Annotated in this window: 15 protein-coding genes and 1 riboswitch; of the genes, 8 read left to right on the top strand and 7 right to left on the bottom strand. The window is 69.1% G+C overall.

Going from position 1 to position 15,524, the window contains the following annotated elements; all coding sequences use genetic code 11:
* Positions 1-94: 94 nt before the first annotated feature.
* The 4 genes from rnhA to FFK22_RS37700 all read right to left on the bottom strand — a co-directional run bounded on the left by rnhA (position 95) and on the right by FFK22_RS37700 (position 2,268).
* Positions 95-559, bottom strand: a complete 465-nt coding sequence (gene rnhA / locus FFK22_RS37690; RefSeq protein WP_088152663.1) for a ribonuclease HI — start codon at positions 557-559, stop codon at positions 95-97.
* A gap of 29 nt (positions 560-588) precedes the next feature.
* On the bottom strand, positions 589-1,554 hold the full coding sequence (locus FFK22_RS37695) for a homoserine kinase (protein ID WP_138893088.1): 966 nt from the start codon (positions 1,552-1,554) through the stop codon (positions 589-591).
* Positions 1,555-1,739: 185 nt separating this feature from the next.
* Complete coding sequence (locus FFK22_RS43470) at positions 1,740-1,907, bottom strand: hypothetical protein (RefSeq protein WP_186002883.1); 168 nt, start codon at positions 1,905-1,907, stop codon at positions 1,740-1,742.
* A 91-nt stretch (positions 1,908-1,998) separates the two neighbouring features.
* A complete protein-coding gene (locus FFK22_RS37700; protein ID WP_138893087.1) occupies positions 1,999-2,268 on the bottom strand; it encodes a hypothetical protein in 270 nt (89 codons plus the stop codon).
* 487 nt (positions 2,269-2,755) lie between these two features.
* On the opposite strand from FFK22_RS37700, the gene FFK22_RS37705 reads away from it, so the two are divergent.
* Positions 2,756-3,913, top strand: coding sequence for an efflux RND transporter periplasmic adaptor subunit (locus FFK22_RS37705; protein WP_138893086.1), 1,158 nt, complete (start codon positions 2,756-2,758; stop codon positions 3,911-3,913).
* 2 nt (positions 3,914-3,915) lie between these two features.
* Positions 3,916-7,050 (top strand): multidrug efflux RND transporter permease subunit, encoded by a 3,135-nt coding sequence (locus tag FFK22_RS37710; RefSeq protein ID WP_138893085.1) that lies wholly within the window; start codon positions 3,916-3,918, stop codon positions 7,048-7,050.
* A 101-nt stretch (positions 7,051-7,151) separates the two neighbouring features.
* On the opposite strand, the gene FFK22_RS37715 is transcribed toward FFK22_RS37710, so the two are convergent.
* A complete protein-coding gene (locus FFK22_RS37715; RefSeq protein WP_138893084.1) occupies positions 7,152-8,216 on the bottom strand; it encodes a lysine-2,3-aminomutase-like protein in 1,065 nt (354 codons plus the stop codon).
* Positions 8,217-8,218: 2 nt separating this feature from the next.
* A complete protein-coding gene (gene ispH / locus FFK22_RS37720) occupies positions 8,219-9,205 on the bottom strand; it encodes a 4-hydroxy-3-methylbut-2-enyl diphosphate reductase (RefSeq protein WP_138893083.1) in 987 nt (328 codons plus the stop codon).
* Positions 9,206-9,432: 227 nt separating this feature from the next.
* Between ispH and FFK22_RS37725 the strand changes: the two genes are divergently transcribed.
* The 6 genes from FFK22_RS37725 (at position 9,433) to FFK22_RS37750 (ending at position 15,305) form a co-directional block, all read left to right on the top strand.
* The gene (locus FFK22_RS37725) at positions 9,433-9,960 is read left to right on the top strand and encodes a hypothetical protein (protein ID WP_138893082.1); all 528 of its coding nucleotides are present in this window, start codon (positions 9,433-9,435) and stop codon (positions 9,958-9,960) included.
* A gap of 94 nt (positions 9,961-10,054) precedes the next feature.
* Positions 10,055-10,152: riboswitch (glycine riboswitch) on the top strand.
* A 155-nt stretch (positions 10,153-10,307) separates the two neighbouring features.
* Entirely contained in the window at positions 10,308-11,426 is a 1,119-nt protein-coding gene (gene gcvT / locus FFK22_RS37730; RefSeq protein ID WP_138893081.1) for a glycine cleavage system aminomethyltransferase GcvT, read from the top strand.
* Between the two features lie 20 nt (positions 11,427-11,446).
* Positions 11,447-11,833 (top strand): glycine cleavage system protein GcvH, encoded by a 387-nt coding sequence (gene gcvH / locus FFK22_RS37735; protein WP_138893080.1) that lies wholly within the window; start codon positions 11,447-11,449, stop codon positions 11,831-11,833.
* A 9-nt stretch (positions 11,834-11,842) separates the two neighbouring features.
* Positions 11,843-13,189 (top strand): aminomethyl-transferring glycine dehydrogenase subunit GcvPA, encoded by a 1,347-nt coding sequence (gene gcvPA, locus FFK22_RS37740; protein WP_138893079.1) that lies wholly within the window; start codon positions 11,843-11,845, stop codon positions 13,187-13,189.
* Complete coding sequence (gene gcvPB / locus FFK22_RS37745) at positions 13,189-14,718, top strand: aminomethyl-transferring glycine dehydrogenase subunit GcvPB (protein WP_138893078.1); 1,530 nt, start codon at positions 13,189-13,191, stop codon at positions 14,716-14,718. Before gcvPA ends, gcvPB begins: the two co-directional genes overlap by 1 nt.
* Positions 14,719-14,915: 197 nt before the next feature.
* Positions 14,916-15,305 carry a RidA family protein gene (locus FFK22_RS37750; protein ID WP_138893077.1) on the top strand — a complete coding sequence of 130 codons (390 nt, stop codon included), beginning with the start codon at positions 14,916-14,918 and terminating at the stop codon, positions 15,303-15,305.
* 9 nt (positions 15,306-15,314) lie between these two features.
* On the opposite strand, the gene FFK22_RS37755 is transcribed toward FFK22_RS37750, so the two are convergent.
* Positions 15,315-15,524, bottom strand: a 210-nt coding sequence (locus FFK22_RS37755; RefSeq protein WP_221939159.1) for a hypothetical protein, incomplete at its 5' end; no start/stop codon positions are given.

Consider the following 15,524-nt stretch of genomic DNA (forward strand, 5'->3'; position numbering starts at 1 on the left):
GGGCCGCCCAGAGCGGCATCGACGGTCTCCGGATGCCCGGGTCGGCCCGGGCATGACAGGGGGTGGATGGGGCAGGCAGGAAAGCCGGCCCGGATCAAGCCTCCGCCGGCGCGAGGCCGCGGCCGAATTCGCGCAGGCCCTTCCGGGCCAGCTCATCGACCCGCTCGTTCTCGGCGTGCCCGGCATGGCCACGGGTCCATTCCCAGCGGACCTTGTGCGGTGCCGTCGCCGCCTCGAGCCGCTGCCACAGGTCGACATTCTTCACCGGCTTGCGGTCGGCGGTGACCCAGCCGCGCGCCTTCCAGCCCTTCATCCACGTCATCACGCCGTTGCGGACATACTGGCTGTCGGTGGTCAGCACCGCGTCGACCGGGCGCTTCATCGCCTCCAGCGCCTGGATCGCCGCCATCAGCTCCATCCGGTTGTTGGTGGTCAGCGTCTCACCGCCATAGAGCTCGCGCTCGGTCTCGCCCATGCGCAGCAGCACGCCCCAGCCGCCGGGGCCGGGATTGCCGCTGCAGGCGCCGTCGGTGAAGATCTCGACCTTCGGCAGCTTCATCGGCTTCTTCGTCGTCGCGGCGGTGTCGGTCACGGGTCGATCCCATAGGCGGCCACGCTCGTGACCTGCTGGTGGAAGCGCAGCTTGCGCCAGTATTCGAGCGGGTCCTTCGGCCGGACGAAGGCGCCCGGCGGATGGTTCAGCCAGTCGTAGAGCCGGGTCAGCAGGAAGCGCAGCGCGTTGCCGCGGGCCAGGACCGGCAGCGCCGCCACCTCGGCCGGCGACAGCGGCCGTTCGGCCCGGTAGCCGGACAACAGCGCCCGCGCCTTGGTGACGTTGAAGGCGCCATCCGGCTCGAAGCACCAGGCGTTCAGGCAGATCGACAGGTCGTAGGCCAGCATGTCGGTGCAGGCGAAGTAGAAGTCGATCAGCCCGGACAGGCGGCCGTCGCGGAAGAACACGTTGTCGGGGAACAGGTCGGCATGGATCAGCCCCACCGGCAGGTCGGTGGGCCACCGCGCCTCGAGAAAGGCGAGCTCGCGGGCGATGCCCTCGGCGAGGCCCGGCACCACCGTGTCGGCGCGGCGGACACAATCCTCCACCAGCCGGCGCCAGCCGTCGAGCGACAGGTTGTTCGGCCGGGTCATCGCGAAATCGGCCCCGGCGGCGTGCATGCGGGCCAGCGCCGGGCCCAGGGCCTGGCAGTGCCAGGGCTGGATCCGCTTCGGCCACAGCCCGTCGAGGAAGGTGACGATCACCGCCGGCCGGCCGGCGAGGCGGCGCAGCGCCTGCCCGTCGCGGGCGGCGACCGGCTGCGGGCATTCGATGCCGCGCGCCGCCAGATGCTGCATCAGGCCGAGGAAGAAGGGCAGGTCGGCTTCGGCCACCCGCTTCTCGTAGAGCGTGAGGATGTGCGGCCCGGCCGTGGTCACCAGCAGGTAGTTGGAGTTCTCGACGCCCTCGGCGATGCCCTTCAGCGAGAGGACGGAGCCGATGTCGTACTCGGCCACGAAGGCGGCGACATCCTCGTCGGTGACTTCGGTGTAGACGGCCATGGATCGCCCGGGTGAAAGCGGCAGAGCCAGCTTTCATAAAGCGCAGGGGACGGCTTGTCGAAGGAAGAGAGAGCGCGGGAGACAGGCGCGCGGACCGGCCGGAAAGATGAAAGGGCGGCGGCGGGCCCGCCGGCATCGGCCGGGAGACTCGCCGCCGCCCTCTCGCGGCAACCGGCGCAGGCGGCTCAGCGGCGCGGGTTGGGATAGTGCGGACCGTTCGCGCTCTGCAGCGCGCTCGGGCCGTGCTCCGACTGCAGGCCGGTGCTGGCCTCGGCGGAGACGGACACGGCGGCGACGCCCAGGGCGATCAGCGCAGCCAGGCCGACGGGGCGGGCGATTTTCAGGACAGACATGATGGGCTCCTTAAGGTGAGTGAGATGGTGAACGGCACAGCGGGATGCCGTGCCTGCGAAGGGGCGCCTGAGGCACCCTTGCCGAGGAGGCTTATCGCCTCCCATGACCGCCGCCATGGCCGTGCCCCCCGAGATCATGGCCGGCGTCTCCCACGCTGCGCTCGGAGCCGTTCTCGCCATGATCGAAGGAGGGAGCGGACATGTCCGCGGTGTCGGCAGACCCGACCTGCGCCATCTGCGGCGGGATCACATAGTGCTCGGACTGCAGCCCGGTGCGGGCGAAGGCCGGCCCGGCGGCAGCCGTTCCGAGCATCAGCAGAGCCACGAACCCCGCGGGTCGGGGACGCCTGAGCAGAACCATGATGGACCTCTTCAAGCGACTCGGGAGGACGCCCTTCGGGCCGGCCTGCCGGGTCGCGTCACATACACTTCCATAAGTCCTGCGGAACGCCGGCGGTCGGGGCTGAGCCCGCTGCCGCAATCGCGGTGGCGTCGTGCGTTGCCGCATTGCAGCATATGGGCGGCAATGATGGCGGCGGAATTAGCCTTACGGGAAATTAATAAAGAGATAATCCAGATCTAATATTCAGCTGCCTTACGGAAAAGAAAGTTGCTGCGCCATCCTGTCCTCTGCTGAATTCCGCCCATTGACTCCCCAAGTTGGGCGAAGTCACCTTTCGCCATTCGCTCAGCAGCCAACAGGCAGGGCCGGCGCCTGGCGCCGGCCTCGGTCCGCGATGCATCGGACCAGCCGAAGACCGGGAGGAGACGTCGATCGCGGGCGCCGCGGCCGTCATGGCTGCGGCGCCCGCACCTCTCTCGATTGCCTGCCCGCTGGAGAGATGCAGATGCCCCTTGTCGCCCGCCGGACGGTGCTGCGGATCGGCACCCCGATCGCCCTCGTGATGGTCTGCGCCGCCGTGCTGGTCGGCCGCGAGCTGTTCGACACGGCAGCCTCCGCCACCCCGCAGGCCGCGCCGCCATCCGCCGTGCCGGTCGAGGCGGCGGCGGCGCAGCGCCGTGACGTGCCGGTCTTCCTTACCGGCCTCGGCACCGTCCAGGCGCTGAACACGGTGACGGTGAAGAGCCGGGTCGACGGCGAGCTGCAGACGGTGTCCTTCCAGGAAGGCCAGCATGTGAACGCCGGCCAGGTGCTGGCGCAGATCGACCCGCGGCCGTTCCAGGCGGCGCTGGACCAGGCCAAGGCGACCAAGGCCAAGGACGAGGCGCAGCTGGTCAACGCCCAGCTCGACCTGACACGCTTCGAGAACCTGCACCAATATGCGACGGCGCAGAGCGTCGACACCCAGAAGGCGCTGATCGCGCAGTTGCAGGCGCAGATCGAGGGCGACCAGGCGGCGATCGACAACGCCGCCACCCAGCTCAGCTACACCACCATCACCTCGCCGCTGAACGGCCGCACCGGCATCCGCCTGGTCGACCAGGGCAACATCATCCACGCCACCGACACCGGCGGGCTGGTGGTGATCACCCAGCTGCACCCGATCACGGCGATCTTCACGTTGCCGGAGGAGAATCTGCCGGAGATCTCGGCGGCGATGGCCAAGGGCCCGCTCACGGTCTTCGCCGACACCCGCGGCGACGACAAGCCGCTGGACCAGGGCACGCTGGAGCTGGTCGACAACCAGATCGACCAGGCCACCGGCACGATCCGGCTGAAGGCGACCTTCCCGAACAAGACCAACCAGCTGTGGCCCGGCCAGTTCGTCGATGTCCGGCTGCTGCTGCGGACCGAGCAGAACGTGGTGACCGTGCCCTCCACCGCGATCCAGCGCGGGCCCGACGGGCTCTATGTCTATGCGGTGAAGCCGGACGCCACGGTCGAGCTGCGGCCGGTCGGCATCGGCCAGATCACCGACGGCACTGCCGTGGTCGAGACCGGCCTCGACGCCGGCGCCAGCGTCGTCACCGCCGGCCAGTACCGGCTGCAGCCGGGCACCCGGGTGCAGACCCGCGACGCCGCTGCCACCCAGCCGAGCGCCTGACCATGAGCATCTCGGCCCCCTTCATCCGCAAGCCGATCGCCACATCGCTGATCATGGCCGGGGTGCTGCTGGTCGGCCTGGTCGCCTATCCGCTGCTCCCGGTGGCGCCGCTGCCGCAGGTCGACTTTCCGACCATCCAGGTCTCGGCCCAGCTGCCCGGCGCCGACCCCACAACCATGGCGTCGTCGGTGACCGCACCCCTGGAGCGGCAATTCGCCGAGATTCCCGGCGTGTCGCAGATGACTTCCAGCAGCACGCTCGGCAACAGCGCGATCACCCTGCAATTCGACCTCGACCGCAACATCGACGCGGCGGCCGGCGACGTGCAGACCGCGATCAACGCCGCCGGCGGCCAGCTGCCGAAGGACCTTCCGTCGCCGCCGACCTACCGCAAGGTCAATCCGGCCGACGCGCCGATCCTGGTGTTCGCGGTCCATTCCGAGACGCTGCCGCTGACCACGGTCGACGATTATGCCGAGAACGTGCTGAGCCAGAACATCAGCCAGGTGCCGGGCGTCGCGCAGGTCAGCATCGGCGGCCAGCAGAAGCCGGCGGTGCGGGTGCAGGTCGACCCGCAGAAGCTGGCGGCACTGGGCATCGGGCTGGAGGATGTGCGCGGCGTCATCGCCAACGCCACTGCCGACAGCCCGAAGGGCAGCATCGACGGCGCGACCCGGACCTTCACCATCTATGACAACGACCAGGAGTTGAAAGCCGAGCCCTGGAACGACGTCATCATCGCTTACAAGAACGGCGCGCCGGTGCGCATCCGCGACATCGGCCAGGCGGTGGAAGGGCCGGAGAACAACAAGCTGGCGGCCTGGTCCGGCGGCCAGCGCGCGGTGCTGCTGATCGTGTTCAAGCAGCCCGGCGCCAACGTCATCGACGTGGTCGACCACATCAAGTCGCTGCTGCCGCAGCTGCAGGCGGCGATCCCGCCGGCGGTCAAGGTCGACATCCTCAGCGACCGCACCACCACCATCCGCGCCTCGGTCAGCGACGTGCAGTTCACCCTGCTGCTGACCATCTGCCTGGTGGTGATGGTGATCTTCGTGTTCCTGCGCAACTTCTGGGCCACGGCGATCCCGAGCGTGACCGTGCCGCTGGCGCTGGTCGGCACATTGGCGCTGATGTACGCCTTCGGCTACAGCCTGGACAATCTGTCGCTGATGGGCCTGAGCATCGCCGTCGGCTTCGTCGTCGACGACGCCATCGTCATGCTGGAGAACATCCACCGCCATATCGAGGAGGGGCTGTCGCCGGTGCAGGCGGCGCTGAAGGGCGCCGGCGAGATCGGCTTCACCATCTTCTCGATCAGCCTGTCGCTGGTCGCGGTGTTCATCCCGCTGCTGCTGATGGGCGGCATCGTCGGCCGGGTGTTCCGCGAATTCGCCGTCACCGTGACCATGACCATCCTGGTCTCGGCGATCGTCTCGCTGACCCTGACCCCGGTGATGTGCTCGAAGTTCATGAAGCACGACACCGGCAAGCACGGGCGCCTGTACCGGCTGTCGGAGCGCGGCTTCGACCTGATGCTGGCAGGCTACCGCCGGTCGCTCGACGTCGCGCTGAAGCACCGCCGGATCACGCTGATGGTGTTCCTCGGCACCATCGCGGTCACCGGCTACCTCTTCATCATCATCCCCAAAGGCTTCTTCCCGCAGCAGGACACCGGCCTGATCCTCGGCACGTCGGAGGCGGCGCAGGACATCTCCTTCGCGGAGATGAGCCGCAAGCAGGTCGAGCTCGGGCAGATCGTCGCCGCCGACCCGGATGTCGACACCGTCGGCATGGCGCTCGGCTCCAGCGGCGGCCAGACGCTGAACAACGGCCGCCTGTTCATCACCCTGAAGCCGCGCGACCAGCGCGAGGCCTCGGCCAGCCAGATCATCGACCGGCTGCGGCCGAAGCTGGCCCAGGTCGAGGGCGCGGCCCTGTTCCTGCAGCCGGCCCAGGACATCAACATCGGCGGCCGGGCGAGCCGCACGCTGTACCAGTACACGCTGCAGGACGCGAATATCGACGAGCTGAACCAGTGGGCGCCCAAGGTCTATGAGAAGCTGAAGACCCTGCCGCAGCTGCGTGACGTCGCCACCGACGAGCAGACCGGCGGCACCACGCTGACGCTGGACATCGACCGCGACGCCGCCGCCCGCTACGGCATCCAGCCGCAGCTGATCGACGACACGCTGTATGACGCCTTCGGCCAGCGCCAGGCGGCGCAGTACTTCACCCAGGTCAACAGCTACCATGTGGTGATGGAGGTACTGCCGCAGCTGCAGGACAAGCCCTCGGCGATCGACCGGATCTACATCAAGTCGCCACTGACCGGGGAACAGGTGCCGATCAGCGCCCTGGCGCATTGGACCACCCGGCCGACGGCCTTACTGTCGATCAACCACCAGGGCCAGTTCCCGGCGGTGACGCTGAGCTTCAACCTGGCGCCGAACGTAGCGCTGGGCGATGCGGTCACCGTGATCCAGCAGGCGGAGCAGGAGATGGGCGTGCCGGCCTCGCTGACCGGCACCTTCCAGGGCAACGCCCAGGCCTTCCAGTCCTCGCTGGCCAGCGAGCCCTACCTGGTCGCAGCGGCCTTGATCGTCATCTACATCATCCTCGGCGTGCTGTATGAGAGCTACATCCACCCGCTGACGATCCTGTCGACCCTGCCCTCGGCCGGCGCCGGCGCGCTGGTGATGCTGATGCTGTTCGGCTTCGACTTCAGCGTCATCGCGCTGATCGGCGTCATCCTCCTGATCGGCATCGTCAAGAAGAACGGCATCATGATGGTCGACTTCGCCATCCAGGCGGAGCGCGACCAGGGGCTGACGCCCTATGAGGCGATCCGCCAAGCCTGCCTGATGCGCTTCCGCCCGATCATGATGACAACGATGGCGGCGCTGTTGGGCGGCCTGCCGCTGATGCTGGGCTCCGGCACCGGGTCGGAGCTGCGCCAGCCGCTGGGCTACGCCATGGTCGGCGGCCTGATCCTGAGCCAGGCCCTGACCCTGTACACGACGCCGGTGGTGTATCTATACCTCGACAAGCTCCGGGTCTGGCTGGCCAGCCGCCGGTCCCAGGGCAACGCCATGGCGCCGCACCTGGCCCCCGAGGAGGTGCCGGCGGCGGGGGAGTGATCGGACAAGGTTGGGTTCGCACTCGCGAACCCAACATCCGGCAGCTGTTCAGGCGGCGAAGTGTTGGGTTCGCGATGGCGAACCCAACCTTGATTTCGGCCTCACCCCTTCGGCGGATAGGCGTGCCGGCCACCGTTCGGGTCCTCGACGGTCCAGCCTTCGGCGTCGGAGCCGGCGAGGTAGTCCGGGCCGACCGGCACCTTGCCGCGGCCACCGGGGATGTCGAGGACATAGGTCGGCTGGGCCAGGCCCGACAACCGGCCGCGCAGCGCCCGCATGATCCGGCGCCCGTCCTCGATGCCGGTGCGGAACTGCGCCGTGCCGGGGGCGAGGTCGCCGTGATGCAGGTAGTAGGGCTTGATCCGCAGGCGCACGAAGTCGCGGAACAGCTGCTCCAGCACCGCCGGGTCGTCGTTGACGCCGCGCAGCAGCACGGTCTGCGACACCAGGGCGATGCCGGCATCGGCCAGGCGGCGGATCGCGTCGCGCGCCGCCGGGGTCAGCTCGCGCGGGTGGTTGCTGTGGATGGCGAGCCAGACGGCGCTGTCCTGCGCCTTGAGCGCCGCCACCAGCTCCGGCGTCACCCGCTCCGGCTCCACCACCGGCACCCGGCTGTGCAGCCGGATCACGCCGAGATGCGGAATGGCGTCGAGCCGCGTCACCACATCGGCCAGGCGGCGCGGCGCCAGCATCAGCGGGTCGCCGCCGGTCAGGATCGCCTCCCACACCTGCGGCCGGGCGCGGATGTAGTCGATCGCGGCCGCCACCTCGGCCTCGCCCATCGCCTCGCCGCCCGGCCCGACCATCTCGCGCCGGAAACAGAAGCGGCAATAGACCGGGCAGGCGTGCAGCAGCTTCAAGAGCACCCGGTCGGCATAGCGGTGGACCAGCCCCGGGATCGGACTGTGGGCGCCGTCGCCGATCGGGTCGGCCAGCTCGACGGCCTGGATTTCCAGCTCCGCAAGTTCGGGCACGAACTGGCGCGCGATCGGGTCCTGCGGATCGGCCGGGTCGACCAGCTCCGCCATCGCCGGCGTCACTGCGATGGCGTAGCGCGACGCCACGGCCCGCAGCTCCGCGAGGCGCTCATGCCCGGCCAGGCCGGCCTCGACCAATGACTCAGGGGTCCGCAGACGCTGCGGCGGCAGATGTCCGTCCTTGGGCATGGTCAGGCGGGGCTGAGCTCGCGCGGCAGCTTGAAGGTGATGGTCTCGACCGTGGTCGGCTCGGACTGGATGCTGACGGCGTAGCGCTTGTGCAGCTCGCTCATCACCTCCTCGACCAGCACCTCGGGCGCCGAGGCGCCGGCGGTGATGCCGAGGGTGGAGATGCCGTCGAACCAGGACCAGTCGAGATCGGCCGCGCGCTGCACCAGCATCGCCTTGTCGCAGCCGGCCCGCCGCGCCACCTCGACCAGCCGCACCGAGTTCGAGGAGTTCGGCGCGCCGATCACCAGTACCGCGTCGCAATGCGGGGCGATCACCTTGATCGCCTCCTGCCGATTGGTGGTGGCGTAGCAGATGTCCTGCTTGTTCGGGGCCGAGATCGTCGGGAACCTGGCCTTCAGCGCGTCGACGATCGCGACCGTGTCGTCCAGCGACAGCGTGGTCTGGGTGGCGAAGGCGAGGTTGTCGGGGTCCTCGACCTCCAGCGTCGCCACATCCTCGACCGATTCGACCAGCCGCACCGCGCCGGGTGGCAGCTGGCCCATGGTGCCGATCACCTCCGGATGGCCGGCATGGCCGATCAGGATGACGGTGTGGCCGGTGCGGTAGTGGCGCTCGGCCTCGCGATGCACCTTGCTGACCAGCGGGCAGGTGGCATCGAGATACAGGAGCTTGCGCCGCTCGGCCTCCGCCGGCACCGATTTCGGCACGCCATGGGCGGAGAACACGACCGGCGCGTCATTCGGCACCTCGTCGAGCTCCTCGACAAAGATCGCGCCCTTGGCCTCCAGCGTCTCGACCACGAAGCGGTTGTGCACGATCTCGTGCCGGACATAGACCGGGGCGCCGTATTTCTCGATCGCCCGCTCGACGATCTGGATGGCGCGGTCGACGCCGGCGCAGAACCCGCGCGGCGAGGCCAGCATCACCGTCAAGGACGGCAGCGCGTCCCGCGCATCCGCGCCTGCGCTTGTGCCAGCCTGTGCCATTTCCTATGGTCCTGAACCCGTTGTTGAAGGAGAGGGCGATGCCCGCCGAAGTCTCGCGCCGCGACCCTAATATAGGTGCTCTCTCAAGAAAAGCGCGGTACGGCGTCTCAGGGGGTCTCCGGTCGAGACGACTCTGGGCCGGCGGTTCCGTCCTCCTGCTGGCAGGACTATCAGCCTGTGGTGGCGAGAATGCGGCGCAGCAGGCCGGACTGCGCTGCCCGCAGATCGTGATCCCGCAGGAGGCCGCGGTCTACGACCTGGTGCGCAACAACAGCACCAACCCGAAGGACGTGCTGGTCGAGGCCCGGATCACCAACACCCGGGGCGGCTGCACCTATGGCGACAAGGCCGTGACCATGGACGTGAACGTCGAGTTCACCGCCTGGCGCGGCCCGGCCGCCTGGCTGGAGAAGGACGTCCCGGTCCAGTATTTCGTCGCGGTCACCGACGCCCAGGACCGGATTCTGAACAAGGCCACCTTCGACGTGAAGATTCCGGTGCCCAGGCTGCAGGTCACCCCGCGCGAGACCATCCAGGAGCCGCTGGAGCAGGTGATTCCCGTTTCCAGCCCGGCGGAGGGCGGCTCGTACAAGGTCATGATCGGCTTCCAGTTGTCGCCACAGCAGCTCGAGTTCAACAAGCACCGCAACGACCCGCGGACGCCCGGCGCCGCCGCCCAGGCCGCCGGTCGCCGCACCATCGCGCCGGTGATCCCCGATCCGCGCGATCCGGACCCGAACCTGTCGCCCCAGTGAACGCGACGGAATGACGGCAGCGGAACGATAAAGGTCGCGGATTGACTTTTTCGCCGCGCCGGACGACTGTCCGGCCAGCGCATTGATACGGCCTACGACCCTGGCGGGAGAGACCGGAACCGTGAAAGCGGGACCGGCGCCGAAGGAGCAAACGCCCCGGAAACTCTCAGGCCAAAGGACCGCCAAGGGTAAGGCACTCTGGAGAGCAGGCCGCGACGCCAGTCGCGGCCTCACCGATGGGGTAAGCCGGACAGAGTTCCCGGCGATTCTCTCAGGTCCCAGACAGAGGGGGTGGCGCGCGGGAATGGTCCCGCACGCCCCAACTTTGTCGACGAGGACCCGGGACCGTGACCGATACCCCCCTGCAGCGCACGCCATTGTTCGACCTGCATGTCGAGCTCGGCGGCAAGATGGTCCCCTTCGCCGGCTATGAGATGCCGGTGCAGTATCCGCTGGGCGTCCTCAAGGAGCATCTGCACACCCGGGCCGATGCCGGGCTGTTCGACGTCAGCCATATGGGCCAGGCCTGGCTGGAGGCCGCGCCGGGCGAGGACGCCGCCGCCTTGATCGAGACTCTGGTGCCGGGCGACATCGCCGGGCTGGCGCCGGGCCGCATCCGCTATTCCCTGCTGCTGAACGACGACGGCGGCATCCTCGACGACCTGATGGTCACCCGCACGCCCGACCCGGCACGGCTGTTCCTGGTGGTCAACGCCGCCTGCAAGGACGCCGATTTCGTCCATATCGCGGCAAAGCTGGCCGGCCGCGCCAGGCTGGTCCGGCTGGACGACCGGGCCCTGATCGCACTTCAGGGCCCGAAGGCGGCCGCGGTGCTGGCCCGCCACGCCTTCGGCGCCGACGACCTGGCCTTCATGGAATCCGGCACCTTCGCCCTCGACCGGGTCGAATGCATGATCAGTCGCTCCGGCTATACCGGCGAGGACGGCTTCGAGATCTCGGTCCCGGCCGAGGAGGCCGAGGACCTGGCCCGCCAGTTGCTGGCCGAGCCCGAAGTGGCGCCGATCGGCCTCGGCGCCCGCGACTCGCTGCGGCTCGAGGCCGGGCTGTGCCTCTACGGCCACGACATCGACACCACGACGACTCCGGTCGAGGCCGGCCTGTCCTGGACCATCGGCAAGCGCCGTCGGGCCGAGGCGAACTTTCCCGGCGCCGCGCGCATCCTGCAGCAGCTGGCCGAAGGCCCGGCGCGCAAGCGCGTCGGGATCCGGCCCGAGGGCCGCGCCCCGGCCCGCGAGGGCACGCCGATCCTGTCCGCCGACGGGCGCGAGATCGGCCGCGTCACCTCCGGCGGCTTCGGCCCCTCGGTCGGCGCCCCTGTCACAATGGGCTATGTCGAATCCGGCTTCGCCGCGCATGGGACTGCTATCACCCTCCTGATCCGTGACAAGGGACATCCGGCCGTGGTGGCCGCCATGCCCTTCGTCGCGCCGAACTTCCATCGCTGACCTGACAGGGAGCCAGCACCATGAGCAACATTCCGAGCGATTTGAAATACTCCGAGGACCATGAGTGGGTCCGCGTCGAGTCTGACGGAAGCGCCACCGTCGGCATCACCGACCATGCGCAGAAGACGCTGGGCGACATCGTCTTCGTCGAGATGCCCGAGGTTGGGAAGAAGCCCCAGGCCGGCGACCCGGTCGGCGTGGTCGAATCGGTCAAGGCGGCGAGCGAGATCTTCACCCCCGTCGGCGGCGAGATCACCGCGTTCAACGAGGATGTCTCCGACTCGCCGGAGCTGGTGAACGAGGACCCCTATGGCGATGGCTGGATTTACAAGATCAAGCTGTCCAACAAGTCCGATCTCGACAAGCTCCTCAGCCCCGACGCCTACGCCAAACTCATTGCCGAGTGACAAGCACCGATGCGTTATTTGCCCCTGACCGAAGCCGACCGCCGCGAGATGATCGCGGCGGTCGGTGCCGGCTCGATCGACGAGCTGTTCCGTGACGTGCCGCAGAGCGCGCGCCTGCCCGGCCCGCTGAAGGAGTTGCCGCCCCATCAGGGCGAGCTGGAGGTGGAGCGGGCGCTGGGCGCCATGGCCGCCAGGAACGTGCCGGCCGGGTCGGTGCCGTTCTTCTGCGGTGCCGGCGCCTATCGCCACCACGTCCCGGCTACCGTCGACTACCTGATCCAGCGCGGCGAGTTCCTGACCAGCTACACACCGTACCAGCCCGAGGTCACCCAGGGCACGCTGCAATACCTGTTCGAGTTCCAGACCCAGGTCGCGCTGCTGACCGGGATGGAGGTCGCCAACGCCTCGATGTATGACGGCTCGACCGCCTGCGCCGAGGCCATCATGATGGCGAACCGGGTCACCCGGCGCAGCCGCGCGGTGATCTCCGGCGGGCTGCACCCGCAGTATCGCGACGTCTGCCGCACCCATGCCGACTTCACCGGCTTCACCCTGGACGAGGCGGTGCCGAACCCCGACGGGGTCGAGGACCTGGCCGGCCGGGTCGACGACGCGACCTCCTGCGTCGTGGTCCAGAACCCGTCGGTGTTCGGCCATCTGCACGACCTGTCGGCCCTGGCCGAGGCCTGCCACGCCAAGGGCGCGCTGCTGGTCGTCGTGGTCACCGAGGTGGTGTCGCTGGGCCTGATGACCCCGCCGGGCGAGATGGGCGCCGACATCGTGGTCTGCGAGGGCCAGTCGATCGGCAACGCGCTGAACTTCGGCGGCCCCTATGTCGGCCTGTTCGCCACGCGCGAGAAGTTCCTGCGCCAGATGCCGGGCCGGCTGTGCGGCCAGACCGTCGATGCCGACGGCAAGCGCGGCTATGTGCTGACCCTGTCGACCCGAGAGCAGCACATCAAGCGCGAGAAGGCGACCAGCAACATCTGCACCAACAGCGGCCTGTGCGCGCTGGCCTTCACCATCCACCTGTCGCTGCTGGGCGAGGCCGGGTTCACCAAGCTGGCGCGGATCAACCACGCCAAGGCGGTGACGCTGGCGACCAAGCTGGCCAAGGTGCCGGGCGTGGCGGTGCTGAACGACAGCTTCTTCAACGAGATCACCATCCGCCTGCCGAAGCCGGCGGAGCAGGTGATCGACGCGCTGGCCAAGCGCCGCATCCTGGGCGGCGTGCCGGTCAGCCGGATCTACGCCAATCGCCCGGCCTTCGCCGACCTGCTGCTGGTGGCGGCGACCGAGACCAACACCGAGGCCGATATCGATGCGCTGTGCGCCGGCCTGTCGGAGGTGCTGTGATGACCGTAGCCGACACCTTCACCGGCAATCGCGGCCTGGACATCGAAGAGAAGCTGATCTTCGAGCAGGACAGCCCCGGCCATTGCGGCGTCGACCTGCCGGAACCGGCGACCGCCGAGCTGCGCCTGGGCGGGGTCAAGCCGCGCGCCCGGGTCGGCCTGCCCGGCCTGGCCGAGCCGACGGTGATGCGCCACTACACCCGCCTGTCGCGGATGAACATGGCGATCGACACCGCCCTGTACCCGCTCGGCTCCTGCACCATGAAGCACAATCCGCGGCTGAACGAGCGGATGGCTCGGCTGCCCGGCTTCGCCGACATCCACCCGCTGCAGCCGGTCGCGACCGTGCAGGGCGCGCTGGAGCTGATCGACACGCTGGCGCATTGGCTGAAGACGCTGACCAACATGCCGGCCGTGGCCCTGTCCCCGGCCGCCGGCGCGCATGGCGAGCTGTGCGGCATGATGGCGATCCACGCCGCCCAGGAGGCCCGCGGCGAGGGCCATCGCCGGCGGGTGCTGGTGCCGGAATCGGCGCATGGCACCAACCCGGCGACGGCGGCGGCGATCGGCTACACCGTCGACGCCATCCCGGCGACGGCGGACGGCCATGTCGACCTCGCCGCGCTGAAGGCCAAGCTGGGGCCGGACGTGGCGGCGATCATGCTGACCAACCCGAACACCTGCGGGTTGTTCGAGCGCGACATCGTCGAGATCGCGCGGGTGGTGCACGAGGCCGGCGCCTTCTTCTACTGCGACGGCGCCAACTTCAACGCCATCGTCGGCCGGGTGCGCCCGGGCGACCTCGGCGTCGACGCCATGCACATCAACCTGCACAAGACCTTCTCCACCCCGCATGGCGGCGGCGGCCCGGGTTCCGGCCCGGTGGTGCTGTCGGCGGCGCTGGCGCCCTATGCCCCGATCTCGGCCGTGGTGCATGACGCCGACGGCTTCCGCGTCGCCGAGCATGTCGGCCGCCCCGGCGCGCCGCAGCACAGCTTCGGCCGGCTGAAGGCGTTCCACGGCCAGATGGGCATGTTCGTCCGCGCCTTGGCCTATATGATGAGCCACGGCGCCGACGGGCTGTGGCAGGTGGCCAGCGACGCGGTCCTGAACGCCAACTACGTGCAGGCCCGGCTGAAGGACGTGCTGACCCCGGCCTTCGACAACGGCTACTGCATGCACGAGGCGCTGTTCGACGACCGGGCGCTGAAGGACACCGGCGTGACCACGCTCGACATCGCCAAGGCGATGATCGACGAGGGCTTCCACCCGATGACCATGTACTTCCCGCTGGTGGTGCACGGCGCCATGCTGATCGAGCCGACCGAGACCGAGAGCAAGGCCACGCTCGACCAGTTCATCGGCATGATGCGGTCGCTGGTGGAGAAGGCCAAGTCCGGCCAGGCGGCGGAATGGTTCAAGGGCGCGCCCTACCACGCCCCGCGCCGGCGCCTGGACGAAACCGGCGCGGCCCGCAGGCCGGTGCTGCGCTGGACGCCCGCAGCGCCGCTGGCCCAGGCGGCGGAGTAGGAGCGGGATCCCGGCCCCTTCGCTTCGGCGAGGGGCCGGATACCCGGCGGCGGGGCGGCCGGGCAAGATTCCGGCCGCCGCCGCCGTGAAATCTTGCCGGCATCGCAAAACCGTCTTCCAACCGCCGTCCGGTCGCGGCATCATCGCCTCGCGCCGCTTGGCGCGGCACACGCCTGAGGGGGCGAGATGGGGGTGCGATGGCACGCAAGGCTGTGACGAGTGCGCAGGCGCAGGCCATCGGCCCCTATTCGCACGGCGTGGTGGGACGCAGCGACCTGCTCTTCCTCTCCGGCCAGACCCCGATCGACCCCGCCACCGGCCGGCTGGTCGACGGCGACGCCGGCGCCCAGACCAAGCAGTGCCTGGCCAATCTGCGCCATGTGCTGGAAGCGGCGGACCTGACGTTCGACGCGGTGGTGAAGGTCAATGTGTTCCTGACCGACATGGATGATTTCGCCGCCATGAACGCGGTCTATGAGCGCCATTTCCGGCCGCCCTACCCGGCCCGCTCGACCATCGGCGTCGCCGCCCTGCCGCTCGGCGCCAGCGTCGAGATCGAGATGATCGCGGCGATGCCGCGGGAGTGACGCGGCGGATTACTGCAAGTATCCCCAGCGCTCGACCGCCGGCTCGGCGGACGCCCATCCCCAGGTCTCGCCCTGGCGACAGATGCTGCCGACATAGATACCGCGCTTGGCCCTGGCGCCCTCGCCCTCCTCGATCGTGACCAGGATCTCCTTGCAGCTGGCCAGCGGCGTCTCGATCAGACGGGTGACCTGGACCGCGCCGGTCTCGTCGGCATAGCC

The sequence above is a fragment of the Mycobacterium sp. KBS0706 genome, from assembly GCF_005938675.2.
Taxonomy (GTDB): Bacteria; Pseudomonadota; Alphaproteobacteria; order DSM-16000; family Inquilinaceae; genus Inquilinus.